The following is a 25,183-nucleotide window of genomic DNA, read 5'->3' on the forward strand; positions in this document are numbered from 1 at the left end:
TATTTCAGACAATTACTTAAATTGAGCACCAGCTACGGTAGGATTTCGAACAGGAAAAACTGCTGAATCTGGGTTTTACCGAAGTTATTATCGACACAAAAAACAAGACTATTGTGGCCATTGGGTAATTTAGGTCCAAAAGTTATGCCTTCAATGTTATCGATATGCATGTTTAGACTATCAAAATCAAATAGCAGTTTTTTAGTCAATGGCTTTGGAGGGTGGCTGATAAAAGATGGATTATCCATTACATTTTCTGCTCCATCCAGATCTACCAGATAAAGCTTCACAAAAGAATGATCATCGCGGCCTTTTGCCCAGGCCCTTTCCATTACCAGAAGCGTATGGTTATTTACGGCTAAAATTTCAGAAATCCCATTGATATTCCAATCGCTTTCAACCGTTGGGTTTATGGGCAACGCATCCAGACGATAAGCATACTGTGCAGTATTCTTTTTTGTTTTTATATTAAACTTCAAAATCCGGGTCACTGCTCTGTCAAAGCCAAAATGTGATTGCTCCCCGTCCTGATAAAGTGGCTCTTCCAGACTCGCAAATAAGGTTTTATAGTCGCTGGTGTAGCTCAATCCTTCAAAAAACGCATTCTTTCTCACCCCATATGCCCTTTTGGTGATGTGAAAACCTGCGGGTAGTGGAATCGTATCTATATATTTACCAGAAGTAGAAATAAGAGTCAACGCCGGCTGCACAATAGTGGTATCTGTTTTCCGGAACAAACGCTCTCCCTCATTGCTCCAGATAAAGGTTTTGTTTCGGGGATTGTATCTCAGGGATTCTCCATCAGCCTTTGAGTTTTTACCATACTCATATTTTGGATACGGTAATCCGTTCTCCTGCAATATAGAGGTAACCCCGGTGATATTTAACGTATCTATTTTATTTCTGCTGATATCAATCTTCGCCGTATAAATCCTTGCCGGACTAAATTGCGAAGGATCATCACTGATCAGGTAGTATTGATCTTCTTTACCATCGTAATCGATACCAGATAACCCGCCAACCAGGGTGTTCTGAAAAGTTTCGTTAAGCGGCAGAACGTATTCATCCAGAAAATGAACTGCTGATATGTTAAGTTCCTGTTTCTTTGTAGAAATACTTTTAATGGAGGCACAGGAAGAAATAATAGCAGCAAGTAATAACAGAATAATGCTAAAGGATGTTTTTTTCAAACCGGAACATTTTATTGGTAAAAGTATGGAAGCATATTGGAATTAAAAAACAAATGAAATTTAATAACCAAAGATTTGATTCCAAAAACCGATGAGTCGTCGCAAACAAAAAAAGCCGTTCCAAATGGAACAGCTTTTTTTGTTTTATCAGATATTTATTAAAAAAGCTTACCAATAACCCTGTACGAAATACTGCTTCCATCAACAACTTCTTCATAGTATACGTCATCAGGAGAAACATAATATTTCTCATTTTTGATGGTCACTTCTCTGCATCCTTCAGGTAGCTGCGTAATGATATCACCAATCTGGTGAGTATCTACCGGTCCGTCAGTCGTATTGAGTACGCCATCCTTTCCTGCAACAACATACACCGGCTTACCATCCGCATTTTCTCCCTGGGTGTAATAAACCCCTTTATATTCATAATAATCTACGCCATTGATGGTAACCAGATTCGCATCCTGAGGTAGCGATGGTACTTCTGCACCTACCGGTGGGATAACTACTTCGTATTGATTGTTATTTTGCTGATAAAACAAACCTCCCGAGTAATAGAACTGTGCATTGCCGTAATAAAAAGGATAATAACCATAGGGCAAAACACCTATCCGGAAACCTAGAAATGGTCTGTAGAAATTATAGTAGCTGTAATACGGGCGATAATAGGGTCTGCCATATCCCGGGCGACCACCATATCCTGGACGACCTCCAAAACCTGGACGATAACCCGGTCCGGGGCGATAACCTGGTCGGTTGTAACCGTAGCTCGGTCTGCCCGGCCTGCCTGGTGCCGGAGCATAATTACCACGATTAGGGGCCAGTGAAATTCTGTTTCCTGATTGTGCCTGACCTCCGCCTCTTGAAACAGAGCTACCTCTCGAGGGTGCTGCACTGGATCTGCTACCACCTGAAGAACCACCTCCCCTGCCAGGACGCTGAGCAAAAACACTTTCAGTACTCCATGTTGCAATCATCGCTGCTGCAGCGAAAACAACCAATCCTTTATTTAATAACCTATTCATCTTTTGTGTCTAATTCAATTGATAGTATGACGGGAAAAATTTCCTAAAGATTATCCCTTAACACAATTTAACTAAATTTTGATAAAGTGATGACGAATAGCTTTGTTCATGCTAACAAACCTTTTACGGGATGTTTTTTCTAATCAAATCTTAATCGCCTATATTTAAAGTTTATTCCTAAATATTAAATTAAATGAACTTTTCAAGATTTTTCAGCCTCCTGTTTTGTCTGTTTATTTCTCATCAATTGCTGGCTCAACAATCTGATTCGGCTTATGTACGGGAAAACTACAACAAAATAGAACGCCAGATTCCCATGCGAGATGGGGTCAAACTTTTTACCTCGATTTACATACCCAAAAATCAAACCAAAAAATACCCTTTTCTGATTAACAGAACCCCCTATACCGTAGCACCTTATGGTGCAGATAAGTACAAGATGACTCTTGGAAATTTCCCTGCCATGATGCGGGAGGGATTTATTTTCGTTTATCAGGACGTACGGGGAAGGTGGATGAGCGAAGGCAACTTTGCCGATATCCGGCCACAAACCACAAAAAAAAGTAAAAAAGATATTGATGAGAGCACGGACACCTACGACACTATAGATTGGTTGGTAAAGAACATCAAGGGGAACAACGGAAATGCCGGCATATACGGAATTTCTTATCCGGGATTTTACTCCACAACATCATTACCTAATGCACATCCTGCTTTAAAAGCAGTTTCGCCACAAGCACCCGTAACGGACTGGTTCATGGGCGATGATTTTCACCATCGTGGCACTTTGTTCCTGATGGATGCCTTCGGATTTATGAGCAGTTTCGGGGTACCACGTCCGAAGCCAATTACTCCAGATAAAGGGCCAAAAGGTTTTGAATTTCCTATTCAGGACAACTACCGTTTTTACCTGGAATCGGGTTCGGTTAAAAACCTGAAAGATAAATATTTTGCCGACAGCATTAAATTCTGGAATGACCTGTTTAAACACCCTAACCTCGATACTTTCTGGAAAGCCAGATTAATTACACCTCATTTAAAAAATGTGAAACCGGCAGTAATGGTTGTAGGTGGTTTTTTTGATGCTGAAGATGCTTACGGTACATTCGATACCTATAAAGCCATTGAAAAACAAAACCCTGGTGCCAACAACATTCTGGTAGCCGGCCCTTGGTTTCATGGCGGTTGGGTTAGAAGTGACGGTTCGTATTTCGGAGATATCCCCTTTGGACGAACAACCAGCATCGACTATCAGGAACAATATGAATTGCCTTTTTTTAAACACTATCTAAAGAATGAAGGTGATTTCAATGCGGCTGAAGCGAACATCTTTGTCACCGGATCTAATGAATGGAAAAAGTTTAAAACCTGGCCACCGCAGGATATAGAAAGCAAAAATCTTTACCTGCAGCCCAATGGAAAACTTAGTTTTGAAAAAGTGGGCAGAACCGACAGCTGGGATGAATATGTGAGTGATCCGAACAATCCCGTACCCTATCAGGATGGTATCCAGGCGCGACGTACACGCGAGTACATGATAGATGATCAGCGTTTTGCAGCACGCAGACCAGACGTTAAAACCTATCAAACCGATGCTTTAAGTGAAGACATCACCCTAACCGGACCCGTATTGGCTAACCTGGTGGTTTCAACAAGTGGTACAGATGCCGACTATGTTGTTAAACTTATTGATGTTTATCCTGAAGACGCACCAAACCCCAGTCCAAATCCTAAAAACCTGATTATGGGCGGATACCAAATGTTGGTTCGCGGTGAAATTATGCGTGGAAAGTACCGAAATAGCTTTGAAAAACCAGAAGCTTTCACTCCCGGAGTGGTGACTAAAGTGAATTATCCACTTCCTGATGTAGCGCATACTTTTAAAAAAGGGCATAAAATCATGATCCAGATTCAGAATACCTGGTTTCCTTTAGCGGACCGAAATCCCCAAAAATTTATGGATATTTATCAGGCTGAGCCGGCTGACTTTCAAAAAGCGACACACAGGATCTTTCACGACGTAAATAATAGTTCATTCATCACCATTTCTGTTTTAAAATAAACCCACATGAAATACCTCATTCTGTTTATCACGCTTTTTTCTGCTGCAACAACATTTGCACAGGAAGCTGGTTACCCTAAATCGAATTATGTAAAAAAAGAAGTGTATATCCCCATGCGCGATGGCACTAAGCTTTTTACCGCAATTTATAGCCCTAAAGACGCCGCAAAAGACAAAAAATACCCGGTGATCATGCAGCGCACCTGTTACAGTGTTGCACCTTATGGAGAAGACAAATTTCCGGTGCGTTTGGGCCCATCGGAATTAATGATGAAGGAGGGATACATTTTTGTTTATCAGGATGTACGCGGACGCTGGAAAAGTGAAGGCACCTGGACCAACATGACCCCGGTAATCGATAACAAAAAAACTAAAAAAGATGTAGACGAAGGTTCAGATACCTATGACACCGTTGATTGGCTGGTGAAGAATGTAGCCAATAATAACGGTAAGGTGGGGCAGTGGGGTATTTCCTATCCGGGCTTTTACACCGCAGCAGGTATTTTAAGTAACCATCCTGCGTTGAAGGCTTCTTCCCCACAGGCACCGATCTCAGATTTCTTCTTCGATGATTTTCACCATAACGGATCTTTCCTGCAAAGTTATTTTTCTACTTTCCCGGTTTTTGGCGTTCAAAAAACAGATACTACATCAAAGCCATGGTACAACATGCAAATGATCAATCCAAAAACAAAAGATGGGTATCAGTTTGCTTTAGATTTAGGACCTTTAACCAATGCCGACAAATACTATAAAGACAATTTCTTCTGGCAGGAAACAGTGAACCACCCTAATTACGATGAATTTTGGCAAAAACGGGGTTTATTAAAGCATTATAATACTGTAAAACCGGCCATAATGGTTGTAGGTGGATGGTATGATGCAGAAGATCTGTCTGGCCCATTAAACATTTACAAAACTATTGAGAAGAAAAACCCGAATGCCTATAACACGATTGTGATGGGTCCATTCGGACATGGCAGGTGGAGCCGTGAAACCGGGCATACGATGCATAGTAACGTATATTTCGGTGATAGCATCGCTACCTTTTATCAAAAAGAAATTGAGTCTAAATTCTTCAATCACTTCCTGAAAGGTAATGGCGATAAAAACACAGGTTTACCGGAGGCCTATATGTTTGATACCGGTAAAAAGCAATGGGAAACCTTTTCCAAATGGCCAACAGAAAAAGCAATAAAACAAAAACTGTATTTAGGCGCTGATGGTAAACTGACTTTCAGTCCTCCATCTTCGGCAGCCTTGGTAACTTACATCAGCGATCCTGCTAAACCTGTGCCCTACACCGAAGATATTACTACAACGCTCGGCTTCACGCCACACAATTACATGAGCGAAGATCAGCGCTTCGCAGGAAGGAGACCAGACGTCCTCGTTTTTCAGACTGACATTTTGGAAGATGATATTACCCTGGGCGGAGAAATCATGTCGCATCTTAAGATTGCCACAACCGGTACCGATGCTGATTTTATCGTCAAGCTAATTGATGTTTATCCGGCAGATGAGCCAAACAACCCATACATGCCAAGCAAAAGCATCACCTTGAGTAACTACTGGCAAATGGTGCGTTCGGAAATCATGCCCGCGCGTTTTCGCAATAGCTTTGAAAAGCCTGAGGCCCTGGTAGCAAACCAGAAAACTGATGTGAATTTCAAGTTACAGGATGTACTGCACACATTTAAAAAAGGGCATAGGTTAATGATTCAGGTACAAAGTACAGCCTTCCCATTATTTGCCCGTAATCCTCAAAAATTTGTAGATAACCCTTATAAGGCTACTGAGGCTGACTATATAAAGGCAACGCAATCTGTTTTTAATGATAGCTTTGTGGAGGTTGATGTAATTAAATAATGAACGTTGCGTCATTGCCTGTAACATATTAGGAAGCAATGATGAAAATGATAAATAAATGAAAAAATTCTTAATTCTTTTTATTGCAGCATTAGGTATATCTACCTCAAAAGCACAGATGCTGGGTAAAGACCAGGTTAACTCCACAGCAGACAGCCTGCGTGGAACACTTACCCCACTCAGGACGTGTTACGACATTAATTACTACCACTTAGATGTTAAAATCGATATTGACCACAAATCGGTTTCTGGAAGTAATCAATTTGCTTTTACGGCTATTCAGGATTTCACCAGACTGCAATTTGATTTATTTGATAATCTACAGGTAGAAAAGGTTGTTTACAATGGTCAAGACATCCCCTTCACACGCAAATATAATGCAGTATTCGTCACTTTCCCCAAAACGATAAAAAAAGGGAGCAGAGATCAATTTACAGTATTCTACAGTGGCAATCCACGCGTAGCCAAAAATGCACCCTGGGATGGAGGCTTTATCTTCAAAAAAGATCCAGCCGGAAATCCGTTTGTTTCTGTAGCCTGCCAGGGATTAGGGGCAAGTGTTTGGTGGCCAAATAAAGACCATCAAAGTGATGAAGTAGACAGCATGCTGATTAGTATCAGTGTTCCTGGAGATTTGCAGGAGATTTCAAACGGAAGGCTCCGAAATACAATAAACAAGCCAGATGGATACAAGCAATACAATTGGTTCGTAAAAAATCCAATCAACAATTACGATGTGACTTTCTATATTGGTAAATATGCACATTGGACTGATCAGTACGAAGGAGAAAAAGGGAAACTCAGCATTGATTTCTGGGCCTTGCAAACCGACAGCGCCAGGGCGCGCCCGCACTGGGGTGCTGATGTTAAGCCTATGCTAAAATGTTTCGAATACTGGTTTGGGCCATATCCATGGTATGAAGACGGGTATAAGCTGGTAGAGGCTCCGCATCTGGGCATGGAACACCAAAGTGCAGTGGCATACGGTAACAAATTTATGAAAGGATACCTGGGAAGAGATTTGAGTGGCACGGGACTGGGTTTAAAATTTGATTTCATTACCGTGCATGAGAGTGGTCATGAATGGTTCGGCAATAACATTACGGCGAAAGATATTGCTGATATGTGGATACATGAAGGCTTTACAAATTATTCTGAAGTACTGTTCTCAGAATGTATAGGATCAAAAACCGCTGGTGATGAATATGCAATCGGCCTGAGAAAGGGAATCAATAATGATGTACCGGTTATCGGTCCTTATGGCGTGAACAAGGAGGGCTCAGGAGACATGTACCCTAAAGGTGCAAACCTGATCCACACCATCCGTCAGTTGATTGATAATGATGAGAAGTTCAGGCAAATTCTTCGCGGACTGAACAAAGCCTTTTATCATAAAACCGTTACTACTGCTGAAGTCGAAAATTATATCTCTAAACAAAGCGGATTGAAACTGGATAAAGTTTTCGACCAATACCTTCGCTTTACGAAAATTCCGGTTTTTGAATATAAAATCAGTAATGACATCCTTTCTTATAAATGGAATACCGATGTTAAAGGTTTTGACATGCCGGTAAAGGTAAGTCTTAATTCAGGTGGGTATACGTTAATTAAACCTGGAAACGATTGGAAAACAATCAATCTTAGTGGCATTACGGCCGAGAATTTCAAAGTTGATCCTTCATTTTATGTTGAGGTAAAGAAAGATTGATAAATGATACAAATTTTCTTTCCTGTGCAACTTTTTGATCATCTATCCGTCTTATAGAAAAGAATACATTATCATCTATTAAACTAACATTTATTCTCCTGAAATTATGAAAAAGATATTTTCCACACTATTAGTTGCTTTAACACTTACTGCAACTATTGATGCAATCGCGAAAGACCAGATTAACATTTCCTCATCAAAACGTTTTGAAGACGAGCGTGCTGTAAAAAGCTTTAATGGTGTTGCTGCGGCAGGTCCGATTAATGTAGTGCTAACCATTGGCAATACCGAAAGTTGCCGGTTAGAGGGCGATGAAGAAGCTTTGGAAACGATTGTAACTGAGGTTAAAGGAAACATACTGATCATTCGCCCACAAACCAGTATTACCAGCTGGTCGAGAAAGTATGATGGCAAGAAAATCACTGCCTATGTTACCGCAAAAAGCATTAGCAGTTTAGCGGTAAGTGGTTCAGGGAGCATGGTGGTGAATGGTAAAGTGGATGCACAGTCTTTAGCAACTACAATTAGTGGTTCTGGAAGTATCAAAGCTACTGCGGATGTTGATAATCTGAGTGCAGTAATCAGCGGATCAGGATCAATCAACCTCAGCGGGACTGCGGAGCATGCTAAAATTGTAATGAGCAGCTCAGGTGCTTTTGCTGGTAAGTCATTTTCAGTAAGCACGCTGTCTGCCACCATCAGCGGCTCAGGCCAGGTAAACATTAAAGCAGATGAAAGTATCAAAGCAGTCATCAGCGGGTCGGGAAGTATTAATTATTCCGGCAACGCCACAGTAGAAAAAACGGTGATTGGATCTGGCGGTGTTAGAAAGGTTTAACTAATTACTAACAAAGCAAAAAGCCCCGATTAATTCGGGGCTTTTTGCTTTACAGCATACTGCGTATTATTTAGTAATCAACTCTCTTATTGTCGGACTGTTTTTGATCGTAATCAATGCCTCCTCATGGGCCAGCCAGTAAATGTCTTCCGCACGCTTCATATCAAAAGTACTGATCGCTCCCAGTCCCTTAGGTTCAATCATTACATTACAAAACTTTGCTTTTCTTTCCATATCGTGGTTAATAGACATCACTCCCGCTCTCCCCATCAGATTGGTAATACCTGTAATCTTATCCACTGGTTTAAGGTGATTGCAGGAAGAGCCAATGATGAAATCGCAATTCTGCATTAGCGGTTCGACCGGAAAATTATTTAGAATTCCACCGTCTACATACATCTGCCCGTCAATCATAATAGGCTTAAAAATCCCAGGGATACAGCTTGAAGCATGTATAGACCTGATTAATGGACCTTTTGTAAAATACACCAGTCTTCCCTCACTAAAATTAACGGCTGCAATAGTTAGTGGAATTTTAAGTTTTTCTATTGAATCTTCAGGAAAATACTCTTTTAAAATTAAAGCCGTATTTTCGATATTGATGAGACCCAAAGAACCTACCGCCGGACGAACAAAGCGCCACAGTTTGGTTTTTAGAAAAATACTTAATCCCTCTTCCGGATCAATACCAGCTGCAAAGAAAGCACCAGCTATTGCACCCGCACTTGTTCCGCTAATGTGACTGAAAGTGATACCAAGATTACTGAACGCTTTTAAAACACCCAAATGTGCTATCCCCCTGATTCCTCCTCCAGATAATACGATTCCTACTTTCATTGATCAGATTTTTGTGTCTATTTCTGTTTAGGTTTATACTTTGACTGGTTTAGAATTTTCTGCGCATCATTATCAGCCATGAGTTGTTGCAAAGTAGTCTTCGGATTTTCCTGCATGTACTTTTTAACGATTTGCCAACCAGTGTAAACACCTAACTTGGGAGCAGAATCTCTGTTTTCCCCAAGGCCTGGGGTAAACGGGCCTTCCGATAAAAAAACCTGAATCTTCTGGTAATCCGTTTCATACAGAAAGTTGTTCTCCAAAAAGTATGCCCATATATCGCCTTCAAAATTCTGTGCCCACTTCAACTGTTCTGCACTATAGCCTATCTTTACAGAGTCCGCCATATTTTCTGGTAAAACCTGATCAAGAAAATAAAGAATCTTACCCTGAAAGATCATTTTAGCAAGCAAAGATCTGTCTTCATCAGGCTCCTGAAAAAGCTCCTCGTGCGCATAGGTTTCAGCTACCCTTGGAACAATGTATTCAGGACTAAAGCGCCTCGAAAGGTATAGAGGGACGCTTTGTACTATGGCCTTATAAAACTTGCTGTCTTTCCCCAAAAACATGTCAAGGCCAATGCCCAGATACTGATCTCCTACCGGCATCTGGTAGGCAAAACCAGAAACGAAAGCTATAAATTTTGGAAGCTTTGCTTTTGGGTAGTAATATCTGATATATTTAAAAGTTTCAGTAAGTCCTTCTTCCTGAATTTTCAGATTAGGATAAACACTGTCTACCTCTTTAGTCAGATCGGTATAGGCCTGATCTCTGAAAAGGGTGTTCAGTACCTCTCCATTGCTATAATCTGGCGACCCCACCATCTTTTTGATGTAGTCATCGTAAAAGAAACCATATTTATTCGACAGTAATGTGTTTGTTTTTTCAACATCTTTACCCTTCCGGGCAAATAGTTCCTGATCAAATCTTTGAATCTTCACGTCGACATTTACCTGGCTAACATCTGGCCGCTTACTTTCATTGCAGGAAATAAATGCAAGGGCAAAAAGAAAAATTAGATAAATTTGCTTAGCTTTTACGTTGTACATCATGTAAAGCAAATATAATCACATAAAGCATGAAAAAACTAGCGACAATTTTAATTTTATCATTTATAAGTACAGGCCTTTGGGCACAAATTTCACCCCTAACCAGTTATGGTTTCAGATTGGGACTTACTGCTACTCCTACTGTGGGATGGATAAAACCTGAACAAGGAAAAACCAATGGAATCAGTCTGGGTTTCTCATACGGTTTAATGGGTGATTTTAATTTTGCCCCGAATTACAGCTTTTCCACAGCCTTAACCATTACTACTATTAACGGAAAAAGTACAGAAGCCAACGTAATGCCTTATTTCGGCGTAAGCGGCAGTACAGACCCGAAAGCGTACGATCTGAAGTATAAGCTTCAGTATGTTGATTTACCGCTTACCATTAAACTTAAAACTGTTAAAAACAACGACACCAGATGGTATGGCCAGTTTGGGTTATCCAATTCTGTAAATATCAGCGCCAAACAGGATGCAATTTCAAACGGCGTCAAAATTGCAGACGGTACTAAAATATCAGATCAAACCAGATTTTACCGTGCTGGTTTAATTATTGGAGGCGGAGGTGAATTTGACATTAGCGGTAATGCCAGTATCATGGCTGGTTTAACCTTTAACAACGGTTTTACAAATATTGTAACTGACGGCAGAACGGTCAAAAACCATTATCTTGCCCTTAATTTCGGCGTATTTTTTTAAACAGCCTATACCTGGCAATTGGCTATCTGATACCCGCCTTTTGATACTTGATACTAATACTTAATACCTGATACGACTAACATGAAAATAGCCTTAGCGCAACTCAATTACCATATTGGAAATTTTGAGTCTAATACACAAAAGATTATTGAAAACATTCATACTGCAAGAAAAAAAGGTGCAGATCTGGTTGTTTTTGCGGAGCTCGCCATCTGTGGCTATCCTCCACGTGATTTTTTAGAGTTTGATGAATTTATTGCACTGTGTGATCAGGCAGCTCTGGAGATTGCCAAACATTGCGGCGACATTGCCTGCATTGTCGGTCTACCCATCAAAAATGAGGTGTTGCAGGGTAAGGATTTGTTCAATGCAGCCTATTTCATAGCAGATGGAAAGGTACAATCGGTGACTAAAAAAGCATTGCTTCCTACCTATGATGTATTTGATGAATACCGCTACTTTGAGCCTGCTACCTCTTTCAATTGTATCGATTTTAAAGGAAAGAAAATTGCCTTAACCATCTGTGAAGATTTATGGAATATTAATGATAACCCCTTGTATGTTTCGAATCCTATGGATGAGCTCATCAAAGAGCAACCTGATCTGATGATAAACATTGCAGCTTCGCCATTTTCTTATACGCATGATGATGAACGGATCAAAGTGCTTTCAGATAATGCCAGAAAATACCAGTTGCCTGTTTTCTACGTTAACCAGGTAGGTGCACAAACCGAAATCATCTTCGATGGTGGCTCATTGGTTTTTGATGCTGAAGGAACAATAAAAGCGGAAATGAAGTATTTCGAGGAAGACTTACAGGTATTTGATCTGGAAGAAGTCGAAAACGTCCGTAATAAATATCCGCAGCCACAAAGATTAACTGATATCGAACAAATTCATGATGCGCTTATTTTAGGGATTCAGGATTATTTTCAAAAATCAGGCTTTAAAAAGGCTGTTTTAGGACTTTCAGGCGGAATTGATTCAGCGGTAGTTTGTGCACTGGCTTGCCGGGCACTGGGGCCGGAAAATGTCATGTCAGTTTTAATGCCATCGAAGTTTTCATCCGACCACTCTGTTCAGGATGCTTTAGACCTCGTGAACAATATCGGCTGTATGCATGAGATCATTCCGATCAAAGAAGTTGCAGAATCATTTGATCATATCCTGGCGCCTGCATTTAAAGGCTTGCCTTTTAATCTTGCCGAGGAGAATATTCAGGCCCGCATCCGTGGAATTATAAATATGGCCATGAGCAATAAGTTTGGCTATATTTTACTGAACACTTCCAACAAAAGTGAATGTGCGGTTGGTTATGGAACCCTTTATGGCGATATGTGCGGCGCAATTGGAGTAATTGGCGATGTGTATAAAACCCAGGTTTTTGAACTGGCGAGATACATTAATAAAGAAAGAGAAATCATCCCCATCAACACCATCGTTAAACCACCTTCAGCTGAATTAAGACCTGATCAGAAAGACTCCGACTCCTTACCTGACTACGATATTCTAGATCAGATCTTGTACCAGCATATCGAGAAAAAACAAGGCTCTAAAGCAATTATCGCACAGGGTTTCGATGCGGCGCTTGTACAAAGAATTTTGAAAATGGTTAATGTGGCAGAATTTAAACGCTATCAGACACCACCAATTTTAAGGGTATCGCCAAAGGCTTTCGGCATGGGGCGACGGATGCCAATTGTAGGAAAGTATATGGCATAGAAAAAGCTTAGACAACCTGAAGTTGTCTAAGCTTTTTTTGTTTATGCTAAAGTGGCATCAACAGTAATTGTTGTATTTAATAATTTCGAAATCGGGCAGTTTTTTTCAGCGTCTGTAACCAGTTCATCGAACTTTTCTTTTGATAAGTCTGGAACACTTGCAGTTAAAGTTAAGTGCGATTCTACAATTTCACCTTTAGAAGGATCAAGATTAATTTCACATTTGGTTTCCAGTTTATCAGCAGTAAAACCGGCTTCTGCCAGGTTAGCTGAAAGTTTCATGGTGAAACAGCCTGCGTGTGCTGCAGCAATTAATTCTTCCGGGTTGGTACCTACACCTTCAGCAAACCGTGAATTAAAAGAATATTGAGTATCATTCAAAGTGGTACTTTGAGTGGTTAATTTACCACTACCTTCTTTGATGGAACCTTGCCATACGGCTGATGCGTGTCTTTTCATAATATGATCTTATTGTTGAATGTTTTTAGATGGTTAAACACCTAAAGATAATGATATGTTTGATCAAAATATGGGGATGCCGTTAAGAAAAAAACAACTTTACATTATGCTTCGTCCGAATGATGCTCTACCTGTTTGACCACCTTTCCTTTAATTGAAAGAACAAACAAAATCCCAATCCCGATCATAATGGAAATATCGGCAAAATTGAACACGCCAGTCTGAAAAATGTAAAAGTCCATGTGCATGAAATCAGTTACGGAACCATACATTACCCTGTCATAAAGGTTACCAATCCCCCCTCCAATTAAGAAGCAAAGGGCGATCTGCATGCCAGGGGCTAAATTCCGCCTGGCAAATAAATAATAGGTGCCATACCCCAACAACAGAAGCGGAAAGCCCGTAAGGATAATTAACCGAACGAGATAGGGCATCTCATCTCCCAGACTTAAAAAAGCACCTGAATTTTCTACCTTTAAAAGGGTAAAATGATTTTTTATAATGCTGATATGCTCAAACTCCCCAATCTCAGTTCTCGCTACCTTTTTTGTAATCTGATCGCACCCAAAATTTAGTGTTAATAATAACAGTAGAATAGACCAGCGTAAGTTCTTTATTTTATCCATAAATTGATTTCGATCGCCCGATCCATTTTTTGTAGGGAATAATCAGGGCCAGTACAAACGCCAGAATACATAATAACTTTGCAATTACATCGCCGCTTTTTACATAAAAAGTTATTTCATCATTCAGATTGACATCCCCTTTCAATGCTGTTCTGGTCCACCATTCGGTATGTTGTGTAATATCTCCGCGCTGATTAATGAAACAAGAAATCCCGGTATTTGCAGATCTTGCTACATCCCGACGGCTTTCTATAGCCCTAAGCCGCGCATACATCTCATGCTGATCTTTGCCTGAGGTATTTCCCCACCAGCCATCATTGGTAATGATAGCAATAAATTGTGCGCCATCCTTCACCTGCTGACCAATCCAGTCGCCCCATAAGCTTTCATAGCAAACCACCGGAGCTGCACCTATCCCACTTCTGGAATACAGTACACTCGGTTTTTCCTGCCAGCCCCAACCACTCACGCTCCCGCCTAATTGAGAGAAAACGGCATCCATAAATGAAAATACCTTCGGAAAAGGCATTTTTTCAGCGCCCGGAACGAGTTTTGATTTATGATAAAACTGGATATTGGCAGAGTTTTCGAGCTGCATGGCCGAATTAAAGTTATCCCAGTATTGTGCACTGCGCTGATCGTACTTTGCAGATAGGGTTCGTTTATCCGGATAAACTTTAACGGTTTCTATTCCTGTTATCAGCGTTCCGTTTTTATACTTATTCATATAATTCTGTAAACTCTCAATTTCAGGATAGGTCCTGATCTTGTCTTCATCAGCATAAATAGGTAAGGCGGTTTCAGGCCATAGGATATATTCTGTATCAGGTTGCGCTAAAGAATCAGTTAAATGAGTTAATATGCCAATCTGCTCCGCAGGGGGAATTTCGCTCAACTTCAGGTAAGGATCTATGTTAGGCTGTACCACTACCACATTACTGGGCGTACCTTTTTGTTCAGCCGTAAAATATTTTGTTAAGGAAATCACCACCGGAATGAAGACAACCAAAGCCCAGACACCAGTACCTCTGAACCTCAGATAGCCGGTTTGAGTTTTATATTTCTGATAGGCTTCAAAAGCCAGGATATTACTTAACAAGATCCACAGCGAACCTCCGTAAACGCCTGTATAGTCATACCATTGTGCCAGCTGATGCATACCCGCCAAACCATTCCCTAAGGTCATCCACGGAAATGCGAGATCCCAGGTTTGCTGCAGATATTCTAAAGCAATATAAAAGGCAATAAGACCCAGATAAGCCAGCTTTTTCACGGTGTATTTCCCCAGGCGATAATACAACCAGAAAGCAAATGTCATCAAAAGAGCACCTAGTCCGTAAGGAATTAATGAAACCGGAATCGCTACAATCGTCCCGTTATAAGCACTGATGGCATTATATACCCAATAAATTGAAGCAGTATTCCACAGCAAAAAAGTTATTCCAGCTGTTAAAAAAACGCGTCTTCCGCTTTTTGCAGTTTCACTTTTTGAAATATCATCAACCGCGATGAGCAATGGTACCAGGGCAATTAAAAGCAATGGAGTGGTAAAGGGCATGGGCGGCCAGGCCAGCCAAAGCAAAAATGCGCTCATTAATCCGAGCAGGTAAGTTTGTCTGGATTTCATTTTACAAGCTATCTAAAATAGCCGCCTTTTTAGCTTCGTATTCTTCCTGTGTAATCAGGTGTTTATCATACAGTGTTTTGAGCTTACGCAACTTTAATGTTGTTTCATCTTCCGGCTCCTCAACAACCTCAGCTATCTGAATCAACTCAGGTTCAGCCTTTTCCAAAAGCGGAACATCTAGAAATGGTTGCGCAGAAAGATTAATAGGCGAAGCGGTTGCCCTGTTTTCTTCCAGTTTCTGCTGGCGCAACAATTCTTTATATTCCTCCAGCTGCTGGTTTGCTGCCTGATGTAGTTTGCGCGCCTGCACCTTCGGTATAAATTCGGTCACAATATTTTCACCCTGTTGGGGTACACAAATAAATTTCGAACCAAAAAACTCTTCTTTGAAAGAAACTTCCTTGATATTTTTCCAGGAAATATCTTTAAAATTCATCGTTAACCCCAGGTTACCAGGCTCACAGTAGAAAATTCTCTTATTAGAAATCGCTATACTATCCGGCAATAAGTTTACAGCAGGCTTTTTTTGTACCGCCAGGTATAAAAGCTCCTCGCCGGAAGTTAATAGATCATTTAATTTACCAATAACCTTTTCAACTGCCTTTGGGTCTTGCTCGTCACTAAGAAATCTATCTATGCTAATCATAATATTTTTAATTGATTGGAAATTATGGTGATGCTATTCTTCAGCATCACTGTATTTATTTTTGTTTTTTACTGTTGCAGGTTTCCCGGCAATGCAAATTACAAATTCTCCTTTTAAAGTATTGTTCTCGAAATGTGATTTTATTTCTACTAATGTCCCGCGGACAGTTTCTTCAAACATCTTGGTTAGCTCCCTGCTTACCGATGCCTGCCTCTCCTCTCCTAGGTATTGTGCAAATTCCTCTAAAGTTTTTAACAAACGATGCGGACTTTCATAAAGTATAATGGTACGATCTTCTTCCGCCAGTTTTTTAAATTTGGTTTGTCTGCCTTTTTTCACAGGAAGAAATCCCTCAAAACAAAATGCATCTGCCGGTAATCCCGAATTCACTAATGCAGGTACAAAGGCTGTTGCACCCGGCAAACATTCTACAGCAATCTCATTTTTAATGGCCTCACGTACCAAAAAAAAACCCGGATCAGAAATCGCAGGGGTTCCCGCGTCGGAAATCAACGCAATCTGCTGGCCTTCATTTAAAAATCTGATGATCTCTGCAGTTGCTTTGTGTTCATTATGCTGATGATGGGAAAACACGCGTTTGTCAATGCCAAAATGCTTCAACATCGGCGCACTCGTACGGGTATCCTCTGCCAGAATTAAGTCGCATTCTTTTAAGATACGGATTGCCCTGAAAGTCATGTCTTCCAAATTGCCAATCGGAGTAGGTACGAGATATAATTTGCCGTTCATAGTGCCTGTATAGCCGTCATTTCGGGTAGAACCAACTGAGCAATCTTTTAAAGAGAGATTGCAGCACTACGTTCGCAATGACGACTTAATTATTATCTTTGTAAAAAAATTAAATAATGCTGCAAGTTAATTATATCCGCGAAAATAGAGAGAAAGTTTTAGAACGTTTAAGTGTGCGTAACTTTAAACAACCTGAGTTGGTAGATGAAATCATCAAAATTGATGAAGAGCGCCGTTCCACTCAAACTTCACTTGATCAGATTTCCGCAGAAGCGAATGCAGCAGCAAAACAAATTGGCGATTTAATGCGTACAGGTAAAAAGGATGAGGCAGAAGCGATTAAATTGAATACCGCCACGCATAAAGACACCATCAAAAACTTATCTGAAAAACTAACTGAACTGGAAACAGCTCAATTTAACTTAGTTGTTCAGTTGCCCAACTTACCCTACGAATTAGTACCTGCAGGATCAACTGCTGAGGAAAATGAAGTGGTTTTTGTACATGGTGCACCCGCGGAATTGCCAACAAAGGCACTGCCACATTGGGAGCTTGCCGCGAAATACGACATTATTGATTTTGAACTGGGTGTGAAAATCACTGGTGCAGGTTTTCCGGTTTATAAAGGTAAGGGTGCCAGACTGCAACGTGCTTTGATTAATTTCTTTTTAGATCATGCTACAGCTGCAGGTTATAAAGAAATGCAGGTACCCCATCTGGTAAATGCTGCATCGGGGTTTGGAACCGGCCAGTTACCTGATAAAGAAGGTCAGATGTACCACTCAACGGTCGATGATTTATATTTAATTCCAACAGCAGAAGTTCCGGTAACCAATTTATACCGTGATGTGATTCTGAAAGAGGAGGATTTACCGGTTAAGAATACCGCCTATACGCCTTGTTTCCGCCGCGAAGCAGGTTCTTATGGTGCACACGTCCGCGGATTGAACCGATTACATCAGTTTGATAAAGTGGAAGTGGTACAAATCACTCACCCTGAAAAATCTTATGAAACTTTGGAAGACATGAGTCAGTACGTGCAGTCATTGCTTAAAGAATTGGGTTTACATTACCGTGTATTGCGTTTATGTGGTGGCGATATGGGCTTTACATCTGCAATGACATACGACATGGAGGTGTGGAGTGCCGCGCAGAAACGGTGGTTAGAAGTATCATCGGTTTCAAATTTCGAAACTTATCAGAGTAACCGGTTAAAACTTCGTTTTAAAGGAAAAGAAGGAAAAGCACAACTGGCACACTCCCTTAATGGAAGTGCCCTCGCGCTACCGCGTATTGTGGCTTCAATATTGGAAAACTACCAGACTGAAAAAGGAATCAGAATTCCGGAAGCATTGGTAAAATATACAGGTTTTGATATGATTGATTAGGTTTTTTTAAATCCAATCTGAAATGTCTGAACATAAAAAAAGCTTTGCATCGCTGCAAAGCTTTTTTTATTTATAGGTAGATGTAGTTGTTTTGATTATAAAATCAAGATCAATAATAAGATGATGATGATAATTGCACCAACTGAAAGGTAAACACCTCCAGACATTGCACGTGCCTGATTTTTCATCTCTTTTAATTCCTTACGTAAAGCTTTACGCTCTGCAGAAGTTAAATTAGATTTATCCATCGATTTAATCTCTTCTACACGATCTTTAATCTTTTCCAGTTGCACAGTTTGTTCCGCAGTTAATTCTGATGGATTTTTAGCGGGCTTGTCAGCTGCTTGCACTGAATTGAAACTGATTCCTAATGTGAAAATAAGGGCAAGGGTGTAAATGAATTTTTTCATAATATTTAATTTTTTAGTGTTTCGATGTGTACTTAACAAAAAACCTACCAATTTGTGTTGGTAGGTTTTAAAAAAAGCGTTAAACTAAATGTTAAATAATTTACTTGATCTCAAAAACCACATTTACAGTGAAATTAAGTTTAATTTTTTTGAAATCTATTTCCGGTGCAGTGTCTGCTTCAGCCACTGATGATTTGAGCATGTAATTTCTGTAAACAGGTTGTATAATATTGTCGCCACCATCCTGTATATCGATTACGCTACCCAGTTTATCTCCCAGTGCTTCTACCATGTAAGCAGCTTTTTCTTTAGCTGCGAGTAATGCTTTTATTTTTAACTCCTTTTTCAGGCCTTCAATCTTTGAATAATCATAACTCTCTATATTTGTGCTCGCAATACCTTTTGCATCAATCGCATCGATGATTGCGTTAAATTTATTCAGGTCGTTCACTTTCAGGCGATATTGTTTACTGGCCAGAAAATCAGGATTTTTCTTTTTCTCTGTTGCATAATTCCAGCTACTCAGGTTACTGATGGTCAGATTTTCTTTCGTAATACCGGCTTTTTGTACCGCAGCATAGAGTTGTTTTTCCAGTTCAGTAATTTCGACCTTCTTCTTTCCGTTTAAATACTCTTTAAGAGATATACTGATATAAATGATATCCGGTGTAACTTCCGTTTCTGCTGAACCACTTACATTAATTTTCCTGCGTAAATCTGCTTGTTGTGCCATTGCCGATGAGAGCCCTAAAAATGCAACGAATGCAATTGCTAATAACTTTTTCATAATGATGTTTTTCTTTGTGTGTATTCTATAGATGTGAAAGTGGCACAAATTCCACACCGGTTTTGATAATATTTGGTTTGTATCAGAACATTATTGGCAGACAGAACAGCTAATCAATTGATTTACAAAAGCTAAATAGCAAAATTATTATTTTAACTGTTTCGCCAAACCCAGTTTCAGTTCTTTAACGCCTTTGGCTGCCAGGCCTGCAATTTCTTTTGCACCATAGGGACTTAAATGGGTATCGTCTTTTTTGCCCTTGGGATAGTTAACATTCCCCGAATCTACATGATTAAATAATTTAACAGACTCCTGCTCTCCCAATCGGGTCAAAAGTGATTCGGTTTTCAATAGCAAATCAATCAATGGCACTTTCAATGAATCAGCTACTTGCCGTGTGATGCGGGGATAGTCCCCATGAGTATCGATCAATACTCCGTTTTTAAAACTTCTCCTTGCAATTGGCGTAAGGAGTACAGGAAGTGCTTTTTTACTTCTTGTCTCATTTACATAATTCACCAGATTAATTTTAAAATCATTTAATGAAACCCCAACAGTTGGCTTGTCTACCTTTTCATCATTGTGGCCAAACTCTATAAAAACGTAATCACCAGGTTTCAAATTTTCAAAAACAGGTTGCCACCTTTTCTCAGCCCGGAACGACTTTGTGCTTCTTCCATTCAACGCACGGTTATCAACTTTAATCTGTTCTTTAAAAAAAGATTGGAATTCCATTCCCCAGCCCGTTTCCGGATAGGCATTAGGACTTTTATTGGCAGCGGTTGAATCACCAATAATGTATACGGTGGTTTGTTTTTGCACTAATCTAAAGGCGCTTAATCCAAGGAGGATGGAAACCGCAATCAAAGTATAAAGTTTTGTTCTCATTATTATTCAGAAATTAGCGGATTCCAGGAATCTGTTCCACTGAGTATATTTTTTATGGTATATTTTTTATTTTCCTTTTCGCTCAACTGCCTGGCCCACGGCACCCTGCTTTGAGTAGATGCACCAGCGCCGGTATTATAGTACTCGGCATAAAATGTTGTTTTTTCCTTTTCAGGGAACATTAAATCCCCCTTCCATGGATTCCATCCCGCAGGCACAATATGTTTACCTAAATCGCATCTGAGAAATACAGTTTTCGCGTATGGTCGCCACGGCCTCCCCAGATAGACTTTGGTTACCAGTGAATCGGCAATGAGTTTACAATTCAAAAATACAAATCCGAAAGGCTGATTTTTGGAGGTAGATGCGGCAGTTACGTAAGAATCTGATAAACTTTTAATTGTGCAATCCTGAAATACAACCGTTGCGGTACCAAATATGAAATCTGTGGTACCTTCAATAAAACAGTTCTTATAAAATTGCCTGCTGTTCTCTGTAGCTGCATAGAGTGTGTCCTGGTTTCCTCTTAAACTACAATTCACGGAGATAAAACGATCACCCTCTATATGCAGTGCAACAGCCTGCCCCACCCGCCCTGAAGCATTAACAATTGTCAAATTCATCAGTTTTATATCATTAGCCTGTACCAGAACAGTGTAAGAGTTATAGGTCGTAAACTTATCTTTCCCAAATTCATCTTTCCCTGCTGGAATAATTTTCCCCGAATAATCATTAAAATTGATTATGGTATTTTCCCTGCTCTCACCAATTAAGGTGATCTTCGTTTTCCACGATGGTATGATCACTTTTTCATGATAAACTCCATTTTTGATATAAATCTTAACTTCTTTCTCACCAAGATCGCGCACAGCATTAACAGCTTCCTGGATCGTTTTGTAGTGAGCTGATCCATCTTTAGATACCGTGATTTCTGAGGGATATTTTGGGTCTTGTGCAAGGGCTTTTTCCCACGGATTTGTAGTGAATAATATAAAAACAAAAAAAAGATTAAAGACAGATTTCTTCATCTGATTAGCATGTAATAGTTAGGATAAATTTCAACAAAAAAGGGCAGAAAAATCTGCCCTTGAAAAAATAAATTAATATGTCCACCTTGGATCGCCGATTGCTGTAGCGGTATTACTAGCCGTTCTCAGCGCAGAACCAGCTGGAAGCTGAAAGTTAGTTGTGGAGGCTGTCCAGCCTAAATCTATTGTCTGGTTACCGGTTAATGTAGCTGTGCCAAAAGTTAATGCTGTGCCTCCGGTAAGTGCTGTAGATAAGTTGAAATAGTTGCTGTTGGAGATATTCTGCGAACTTCCGGTTCCGGTACCTCTGATGGCTGAGGCATTCACCGTAGATGATTTTGGTGTGTTGGCAATAATACTGTTTTGAATACTAAAGATAACCGGATTAGTATTCGCATCAAGTAAAGCATATTTAGCGCTTCCGCCAAAACCATTTATCGTTGAATAACTGATTTGTACTGAAGGAGTCTGATCTCCAGTAGCAATAGTAGAAGCCAATACCAAACCAGGGCCACAATTATAGAATGTTGATTTTGAAACGATAATACTATTAAACTGAAGTTTTGTGATGTTGAAAGTATAGTAGGTTGAAGTTCCGTTCGCCCCCATATCGTAAACTAGAGAATTGTTAACAGTAATCCCGGTAATTTTAAAATCTTTAGCATTTGTTCCCCGGTCACCGCGCAAAAATGCTGTGGTAGATCCATGGGCAATACAGTTGTCGACAACGATATTGGTGAAGGTAGCCGCAGAACCATTCGCGGCCTGCGACCCGATCAGGTTAAGAAAATACAAGGATGCACCGGCAGTTCCGTCAAATTCAATACCGGATAAAGTAATTCCGGCTCCGGTTCCTTCCAGATCGAACTCTTTATAATTAACTTTAGTATCAGATGGGTTACCCGAGGTTGATTTAATGGTTATTGATTTTTGGGTGATGAAAGAAGTAGCGCTTAACGCGTAGGTCCCTGGATTTAATCCGATAACAGCTCCGTTCGCGGCTCCGGTTATTGCCGCTGCCAGATCATCCCCAGGATTAAGTCTTACCGTATAGGTTGTGGGTGCAAGGGTAGTGAAGGTGGAGATGCCTTTGCTTTTAGTCCCGTCGAAAAGCTCCGCAGTATATTTGGTGGCAGCAGTTAAACCTGTGATAGATTTTAAACCGGCAGAAGCATCTGCAGGGCTCAAGGTTGTAATTATTGCAGTTCCGGTTGCCGGAGTTAAAACAATAGTACTCAAGCCTACAGTTGGCGTATAACGCAACACTACATTATTTTCTTTTACTTCGCTATCCCGTATGGGTAAAAACAACTGGATACCCGTTAACTGGAAACCACCGCTTCGTACATATTTTGATTCAGGTTGTGTTTCCGTTGCATTGGCCTTAATCCTTGCATAATATTTTGTACGTACGGCAAGATTATCCTCGGTAACTGTCACCCCCGCAGTATCCGCGGTTGTACTGTATTTAATCGTCGAGAACAGTGAATCGGTTGAAAAATCGATACTGTATTTTAAAACCTTACCAGTAGACATTAAGGGCAATGTCCATGTTAATTTAGCAGACGTTTCGCCTGCAGAAATTTTAACATCGCTAGGCTTAAAAATCCGGGCCGGGTCTGTTGGTGCATCATCGGTCTTTTTACAAGATGAGGCCAGCATTACAATTACTGATAAAAACATCAGCTTAACCCCTGTTTGCAATATAATTTTTTTCATGATTAGGATGTAAATAAATTAGTAACCATTATTCTGAATAATATTCGGGTTTTCAATCAAAACCGTTTTCGGATAAGGAAAAAGTTCTTTCTTATTCGCTTCGAAGTAATATGCTAAACCCGTAGATGTTCCTGTAATTGAATTATCTTCAGTCACCGCTTTTCTCCAGTTTTTAGTGGTATAACCCGTTGGCGCAGTTGAGCTACCCAGTCCTGTTGATACAAATACATTGTTAGGTGTACCCCCATACAGGTCTAAGGTTGCAACTTCATTTACACTGGTTCCCTGAAGGTAGTTCCCTTCTTTTGCATATAAATAATCTGGCACACCCGTGTATGCACCGGTTCCGGCAATTAAGGCCCTTAATTTTGTCCTGGTTTCATCAAATTTGCTCCCCAGCAAATTCCAGCGGATCAAATCATACTTACGTATTCCCTCGCCACCAAATTCCAAAAGTCTTTCTTTAACAATTGAGGTGAAGAAGCCTGCTTTATCAGTTGGTGTAGCCGGAATTTGAGTCTCAAAGCCTGCATAGGCACGCCTTTGTACTTCTTGCAAAGCGCTGACAGCTGCAGCGGATGGCGCACCATTGATTTCGTTATCTGCTTCAGCATACATCAGTAAAACATCTGAAAACCTCAGTATCGGCCAGTTAATGGCAAAGTTTTGAGACGATGAAGAGCCGTTAAAAGCGGTCCACGATTTGCGAAATTTCGCATCAGTCATATTAAATAAGGTATTGATGATCTTTTTAGAGGTCGCTGTGATTTCAAAAACTCCAATAGTAACATCTCTTCTGCAATCTTTCGTTACATCAAACTCATAGAAATATGTCGGGATGGCATTCATACCGCCACCGCCTGAGCCAAAAGTAGACGCTGAATTGAATCGGATACCATTATAGTAACCCAGTTTACTATCAGTTGAGGCATTGCTTCCATAAGCTGCTACCTCCATCATTAACTCATGAGCATCATCGTACCGGGTTCCATGCAGGGATTTAAAAACGTTTTCGTAAACCGGATTTAATGTATGCTGAGAACGGTTGTTCATCAGATCCAAACATTCATCATAGGCAATTTTATAATAAGTGATGTAATCATTTGCACGAACATTTTGTGTTCCTTTCAGGGAATAACCACCTCGTGCCAGTGCAATTCTTGCCCTCAATCCTTTAATGGCACCTTTGGTAAACCTAAAACTGCCATACTCGGTTAGGGCACTTCTCCATGGAACTAAATCTTCAGCTATTTTCAGGTCGGCGATGATCTGGTCATAGGTTTTGTTGCGATCAACATTTGCGCCGTAAAGCGTTTCGCCATCAGCTGCAGGGACAAATGATGCCGGTACATCTCCCCAGTTTCTGATCAACTCATAAAAAAACTGTGCTCTCAGTGCCAGTGCCTCACCGTAATAGCGTTTCATCAGTGCCTGTTCAGCAGCAGAACCGCTGCTATATAACCTGGATGCAGGGATATATTTAATACAGATGTTAGCCCTTTCTATACCTGCATATAACTGCAGAAATGGATTGATGAGATCTGTATTATCCGAACTTGCACCATACATACTTATCCCTCTGCGATCAGAAGAACTGTAACTGCCTGAGGTCTTGAAATCATCAGCACTTAATCCAAACAGCGTGGAAATCCGGCTGCCATACCCATTGTCACCACAAAGGCGATTATAAACGGCAATCAGAGCTGCATTCGTATAAGTTGTACTTTCAAAAACCACATCCGGTGAAGAAGTTGACGGTGATTCTACATCCAGATATTTTTTACAGGAAGTAGTTATACTCAATGCTCCAACAGCAATTACCATTAAAGCAGATTTTATAAATTTATTGTTCATT

General features: G+C 40.3%; 22 protein-coding genes. 7 read left to right on the top strand and 15 right to left on the bottom strand.

The window, feature by feature from the left end:
- Positions 1-32: 32 nt before the first annotated feature.
- Both R2Q80_RS05745 and R2Q80_RS05750 read right to left on the bottom strand, forming a co-directional pair.
- Positions 33-1,190: an esterase-like activity of phytase family protein gene (locus tag R2Q80_RS05745; protein WP_316798684.1), complete on the bottom strand. Its 1,158-nt coding sequence runs from the start codon at positions 1,188-1,190 to the stop codon at positions 33-35.
- A gap of 158 nt (positions 1,191-1,348) precedes the next feature.
- Positions 1,349-2,215, bottom strand: coding sequence for a DUF6515 family protein (locus R2Q80_RS05750; RefSeq protein WP_316798685.1), 867 nt, complete (start codon positions 2,213-2,215; stop codon positions 1,349-1,351).
- Between the two features lie 193 nt (positions 2,216-2,408).
- Here R2Q80_RS05750 and R2Q80_RS05755 point away from each other — a divergent pair, with 193 nt between their 5' ends.
- The 4 genes from R2Q80_RS05755 to R2Q80_RS05770 all read left to right on the top strand — a co-directional run bounded on the left by R2Q80_RS05755 (position 2,409) and on the right by R2Q80_RS05770 (position 8,692).
- Complete coding sequence (locus R2Q80_RS05755) at positions 2,409-4,277, top strand: CocE/NonD family hydrolase (protein WP_316798686.1); 1,869 nt, start codon at positions 2,409-2,411, stop codon at positions 4,275-4,277.
- A gap of 6 nt (positions 4,278-4,283) precedes the next feature.
- On the top strand, positions 4,284-6,146 hold the full coding sequence (locus tag R2Q80_RS05760; protein ID WP_316798687.1) for a CocE/NonD family hydrolase: 1,863 nt from the start codon (positions 4,284-4,286) through the stop codon (positions 6,144-6,146).
- Positions 6,147-6,204: 58 nt separating this feature from the next.
- The gene (locus R2Q80_RS05765; RefSeq protein ID WP_316798688.1) at positions 6,205-7,854 is read left to right on the top strand and encodes a M1 family metallopeptidase; all 1,650 of its coding nucleotides are present in this window, start codon (positions 6,205-6,207) and stop codon (positions 7,852-7,854) included.
- A gap of 106 nt (positions 7,855-7,960) precedes the next feature.
- Positions 7,961-8,692, top strand: coding sequence for a head GIN domain-containing protein (locus R2Q80_RS05770; RefSeq protein ID WP_316798689.1), 732 nt, complete (start codon positions 7,961-7,963; stop codon positions 8,690-8,692).
- Positions 8,693-8,758: 66 nt separating this feature from the next.
- On the opposite strand, the gene R2Q80_RS05775 is transcribed toward R2Q80_RS05770, so the two are convergent.
- Both R2Q80_RS05775 and gldB read right to left on the bottom strand, forming a co-directional pair.
- Entirely contained in the window at positions 8,759-9,529 is a 771-nt protein-coding gene (locus R2Q80_RS05775; RefSeq protein WP_316798690.1) for a patatin-like phospholipase family protein, read from the bottom strand.
- Positions 9,530-9,546: 17 nt separating this feature from the next.
- Complete coding sequence (gldB, locus tag R2Q80_RS05780) at positions 9,547-10,581, bottom strand: gliding motility lipoprotein GldB (protein ID WP_316798691.1); 1,035 nt, start codon at positions 10,579-10,581, stop codon at positions 9,547-9,549.
- Between the two features lie 26 nt (positions 10,582-10,607).
- On the opposite strand from gldB, the gene R2Q80_RS05785 reads away from it, so the two are divergent.
- Together R2Q80_RS05785 and R2Q80_RS05790 are read left to right on the top strand one after the other, a co-directional pair.
- A complete protein-coding gene (locus R2Q80_RS05785) occupies positions 10,608-11,279 on the top strand; it encodes a porin family protein (protein WP_316798692.1) in 672 nt (223 codons plus the stop codon).
- 81 nt (positions 11,280-11,360) lie between these two features.
- Positions 11,361-13,001 (top strand): NAD+ synthase, encoded by a 1,641-nt coding sequence (locus tag R2Q80_RS05790; RefSeq protein WP_316798693.1) that lies wholly within the window; start codon positions 11,361-11,363, stop codon positions 12,999-13,001.
- A gap of 41 nt (positions 13,002-13,042) precedes the next feature.
- Here R2Q80_RS05790 and R2Q80_RS05795 read toward each other — a convergent pair whose 3' ends face one another.
- From R2Q80_RS05795 to rsmI, 5 genes are all read right to left on the bottom strand, one after another.
- Complete coding sequence (locus R2Q80_RS05795; RefSeq protein ID WP_316798694.1) at positions 13,043-13,459, bottom strand: OsmC family protein; 417 nt, start codon at positions 13,457-13,459, stop codon at positions 13,043-13,045.
- Positions 13,460-13,563: 104 nt separating this feature from the next.
- A complete protein-coding gene (gene lspA, locus R2Q80_RS05800) occupies positions 13,564-14,085 on the bottom strand; it encodes a signal peptidase II (RefSeq protein WP_316798695.1) in 522 nt (173 codons plus the stop codon).
- Positions 14,078-15,712 carry an apolipoprotein N-acyltransferase gene (gene lnt / locus R2Q80_RS05805; RefSeq protein ID WP_316798696.1) on the bottom strand — a complete coding sequence of 545 codons (1,635 nt, stop codon included), beginning with the start codon at positions 15,710-15,712 and terminating at the stop codon, positions 14,078-14,080. The genes lspA and lnt overlap by 8 nt, the downstream gene beginning before the upstream one ends.
- A 1-nt stretch (position 15,713) precedes the next feature.
- On the bottom strand, positions 15,714-16,358 hold the full coding sequence (locus R2Q80_RS05810; protein WP_316798697.1) for a PH domain-containing protein: 645 nt from the start codon (positions 16,356-16,358) through the stop codon (positions 15,714-15,716).
- A gap of 33 nt (positions 16,359-16,391) precedes the next feature.
- Positions 16,392-17,108 carry a 16S rRNA (cytidine(1402)-2'-O)-methyltransferase gene (gene rsmI / locus R2Q80_RS05815; RefSeq protein ID WP_316798698.1) on the bottom strand — a complete coding sequence of 239 codons (717 nt, stop codon included), beginning with the start codon at positions 17,106-17,108 and terminating at the stop codon, positions 16,392-16,394.
- 116 nt (positions 17,109-17,224) lie between these two features.
- On the opposite strand from rsmI, the gene serS reads away from it, so the two are divergent.
- A complete protein-coding gene (serS, locus tag R2Q80_RS05820) occupies positions 17,225-18,496 on the top strand; it encodes a serine--tRNA ligase (RefSeq protein ID WP_316798699.1) in 1,272 nt (423 codons plus the stop codon).
- A gap of 95 nt (positions 18,497-18,591) precedes the next feature.
- Here the strand turns inward: serS and R2Q80_RS05825 are convergent, their stop codons facing one another.
- The 6 genes from R2Q80_RS05825 to R2Q80_RS05850 form a co-directional block, all read right to left on the bottom strand.
- On the bottom strand, positions 18,592-18,906 hold the full coding sequence (locus R2Q80_RS05825; RefSeq protein WP_316798700.1) for a hypothetical protein: 315 nt from the start codon (positions 18,904-18,906) through the stop codon (positions 18,592-18,594).
- A 100-nt stretch (positions 18,907-19,006) separates the two neighbouring features.
- A complete protein-coding gene (locus R2Q80_RS05830; RefSeq protein ID WP_316798701.1) occupies positions 19,007-19,693 on the bottom strand; it encodes an SIMPL domain-containing protein in 687 nt (228 codons plus the stop codon).
- A gap of 147 nt (positions 19,694-19,840) precedes the next feature.
- Entirely contained in the window at positions 19,841-20,581 is a 741-nt protein-coding gene (locus tag R2Q80_RS05835; RefSeq protein WP_316798702.1) for a rhamnogalacturonan acetylesterase, read from the bottom strand.
- 2 nt (positions 20,582-20,583) lie between these two features.
- Entirely contained in the window at positions 20,584-21,609 is a 1,026-nt protein-coding gene (locus R2Q80_RS05840) for a pectinesterase family protein (protein ID WP_316798703.1), read from the bottom strand.
- Positions 21,610-21,681: 72 nt separating this feature from the next.
- Positions 21,682-23,328, bottom strand: coding sequence for a DUF4957 domain-containing protein (locus R2Q80_RS05845; protein ID WP_316798704.1), 1,647 nt, complete (start codon positions 23,326-23,328; stop codon positions 21,682-21,684).
- 18 nt (positions 23,329-23,346) lie between these two features.
- Entirely contained in the window at positions 23,347-25,182 is a 1,836-nt protein-coding gene (locus R2Q80_RS05850) for a RagB/SusD family nutrient uptake outer membrane protein (protein ID WP_316798705.1), read from the bottom strand.
- Position 25,183: the final 1 nt, after the last annotated feature.

This window comes from Pedobacter frigidisoli (assembly GCF_032678525.1).
In the GTDB taxonomy this organism is placed as follows: Bacteria; Bacteroidota; Bacteroidia; order Sphingobacteriales; family Sphingobacteriaceae; genus Pedobacter; species Pedobacter frigidisoli_A.

What these genes read in the sequence shown, in the direction of transcription:
- R2Q80_RS05795 (WP_316798694.1), bottom strand. Translation starts at nt 13,459, where the DNA reads ATGAAAAGACACGCATCAGCCGTATGGCAAGGTTCCATCAAAGAAGGT.
- R2Q80_RS05750 (WP_316798685.1), bottom strand. Translation starts at nt 2,215, where the DNA reads ATGAATAGGTTATTAAATAAAGGATTGGTTGTTTTCGCTGCAGCAGCG.
- R2Q80_RS05760 (WP_316798687.1), top strand. Translation starts at nt 4,284, where the DNA reads ATGAAATACCTCATTCTGTTTATCACGCTTTTTTCTGCTGCAACAACA.
- R2Q80_RS05810 (WP_316798697.1), bottom strand. Translation starts at nt 16,358, where the DNA reads ATGATTAGCATAGATAGATTTCTTAGTGACGAGCAAGACCCAAAGGCA.
- R2Q80_RS05835 (WP_316798702.1), bottom strand. Translation starts at nt 20,581, where the DNA reads ATGAGAACAAAACTTTATACTTTGATTGCGGTTTCCATCCTCCTTGGA.
- R2Q80_RS05845 (WP_316798704.1), bottom strand. Translation starts at nt 23,328, where the DNA reads ATGAAAAAAATTATATTGCAAACAGGGGTTAAGCTGATGTTTTTATCA.
- R2Q80_RS05765 (WP_316798688.1), top strand. Translation starts at nt 6,205, where the DNA reads ATGAAAAAATTCTTAATTCTTTTTATTGCAGCATTAGGTATATCTACC.
- gldB (WP_316798691.1), bottom strand. Translation starts at nt 10,581, where the DNA reads ATGATGTACAACGTAAAAGCTAAGCAAATTTATCTAATTTTTCTTTTT.
- R2Q80_RS05775 (WP_316798690.1), bottom strand. Translation starts at nt 9,529, where the DNA reads ATGAAAGTAGGAATCGTATTATCTGGAGGAGGAATCAGGGGGATAGCA.
- R2Q80_RS05850 (WP_316798705.1), bottom strand. Translation starts at nt 25,182, where the DNA reads ATGAACAATAAATTTATAAAATCTGCTTTAATGGTAATTGCTGTTGGA.
- lspA (WP_316798695.1), bottom strand. Translation starts at nt 14,085, where the DNA reads ATGGATAAAATAAAGAACTTACGCTGGTCTATTCTACTGTTATTATTA.
- lnt (WP_316798696.1), bottom strand. Translation starts at nt 15,712, where the DNA reads ATGAAATCCAGACAAACTTACCTGCTCGGATTAATGAGCGCATTTTTG.
- R2Q80_RS05755 (WP_316798686.1), top strand. Translation starts at nt 2,409, where the DNA reads ATGAACTTTTCAAGATTTTTCAGCCTCCTGTTTTGTCTGTTTATTTCT.
- R2Q80_RS05770 (WP_316798689.1), top strand. Translation starts at nt 7,961, where the DNA reads ATGAAAAAGATATTTTCCACACTATTAGTTGCTTTAACACTTACTGCA.
- rsmI (WP_316798698.1), bottom strand. Translation starts at nt 17,108, where the DNA reads ATGAACGGCAAATTATATCTCGTACCTACTCCGATTGGCAATTTGGAA.
- R2Q80_RS05825 (WP_316798700.1), bottom strand. Translation starts at nt 18,906, where the DNA reads ATGAAAAAATTCATTTACACCCTTGCCCTTATTTTCACATTAGGAATC.
- R2Q80_RS05790 (WP_316798693.1), top strand. Translation starts at nt 11,361, where the DNA reads ATGAAAATAGCCTTAGCGCAACTCAATTACCATATTGGAAATTTTGAG.
- serS (WP_316798699.1), top strand. Translation starts at nt 17,225, where the DNA reads ATGCTGCAAGTTAATTATATCCGCGAAAATAGAGAGAAAGTTTTAGAA.
- R2Q80_RS05785 (WP_316798692.1), top strand. Translation starts at nt 10,608, where the DNA reads ATGAAAAAACTAGCGACAATTTTAATTTTATCATTTATAAGTACAGGC.
- R2Q80_RS05830 (WP_316798701.1), bottom strand. Translation starts at nt 19,693, where the DNA reads ATGAAAAAGTTATTAGCAATTGCATTCGTTGCATTTTTAGGGCTCTCA.
- R2Q80_RS05840 (WP_316798703.1), bottom strand. Translation starts at nt 21,609, where the DNA reads ATGAAGAAATCTGTCTTTAATCTTTTTTTTGTTTTTATATTATTCACT.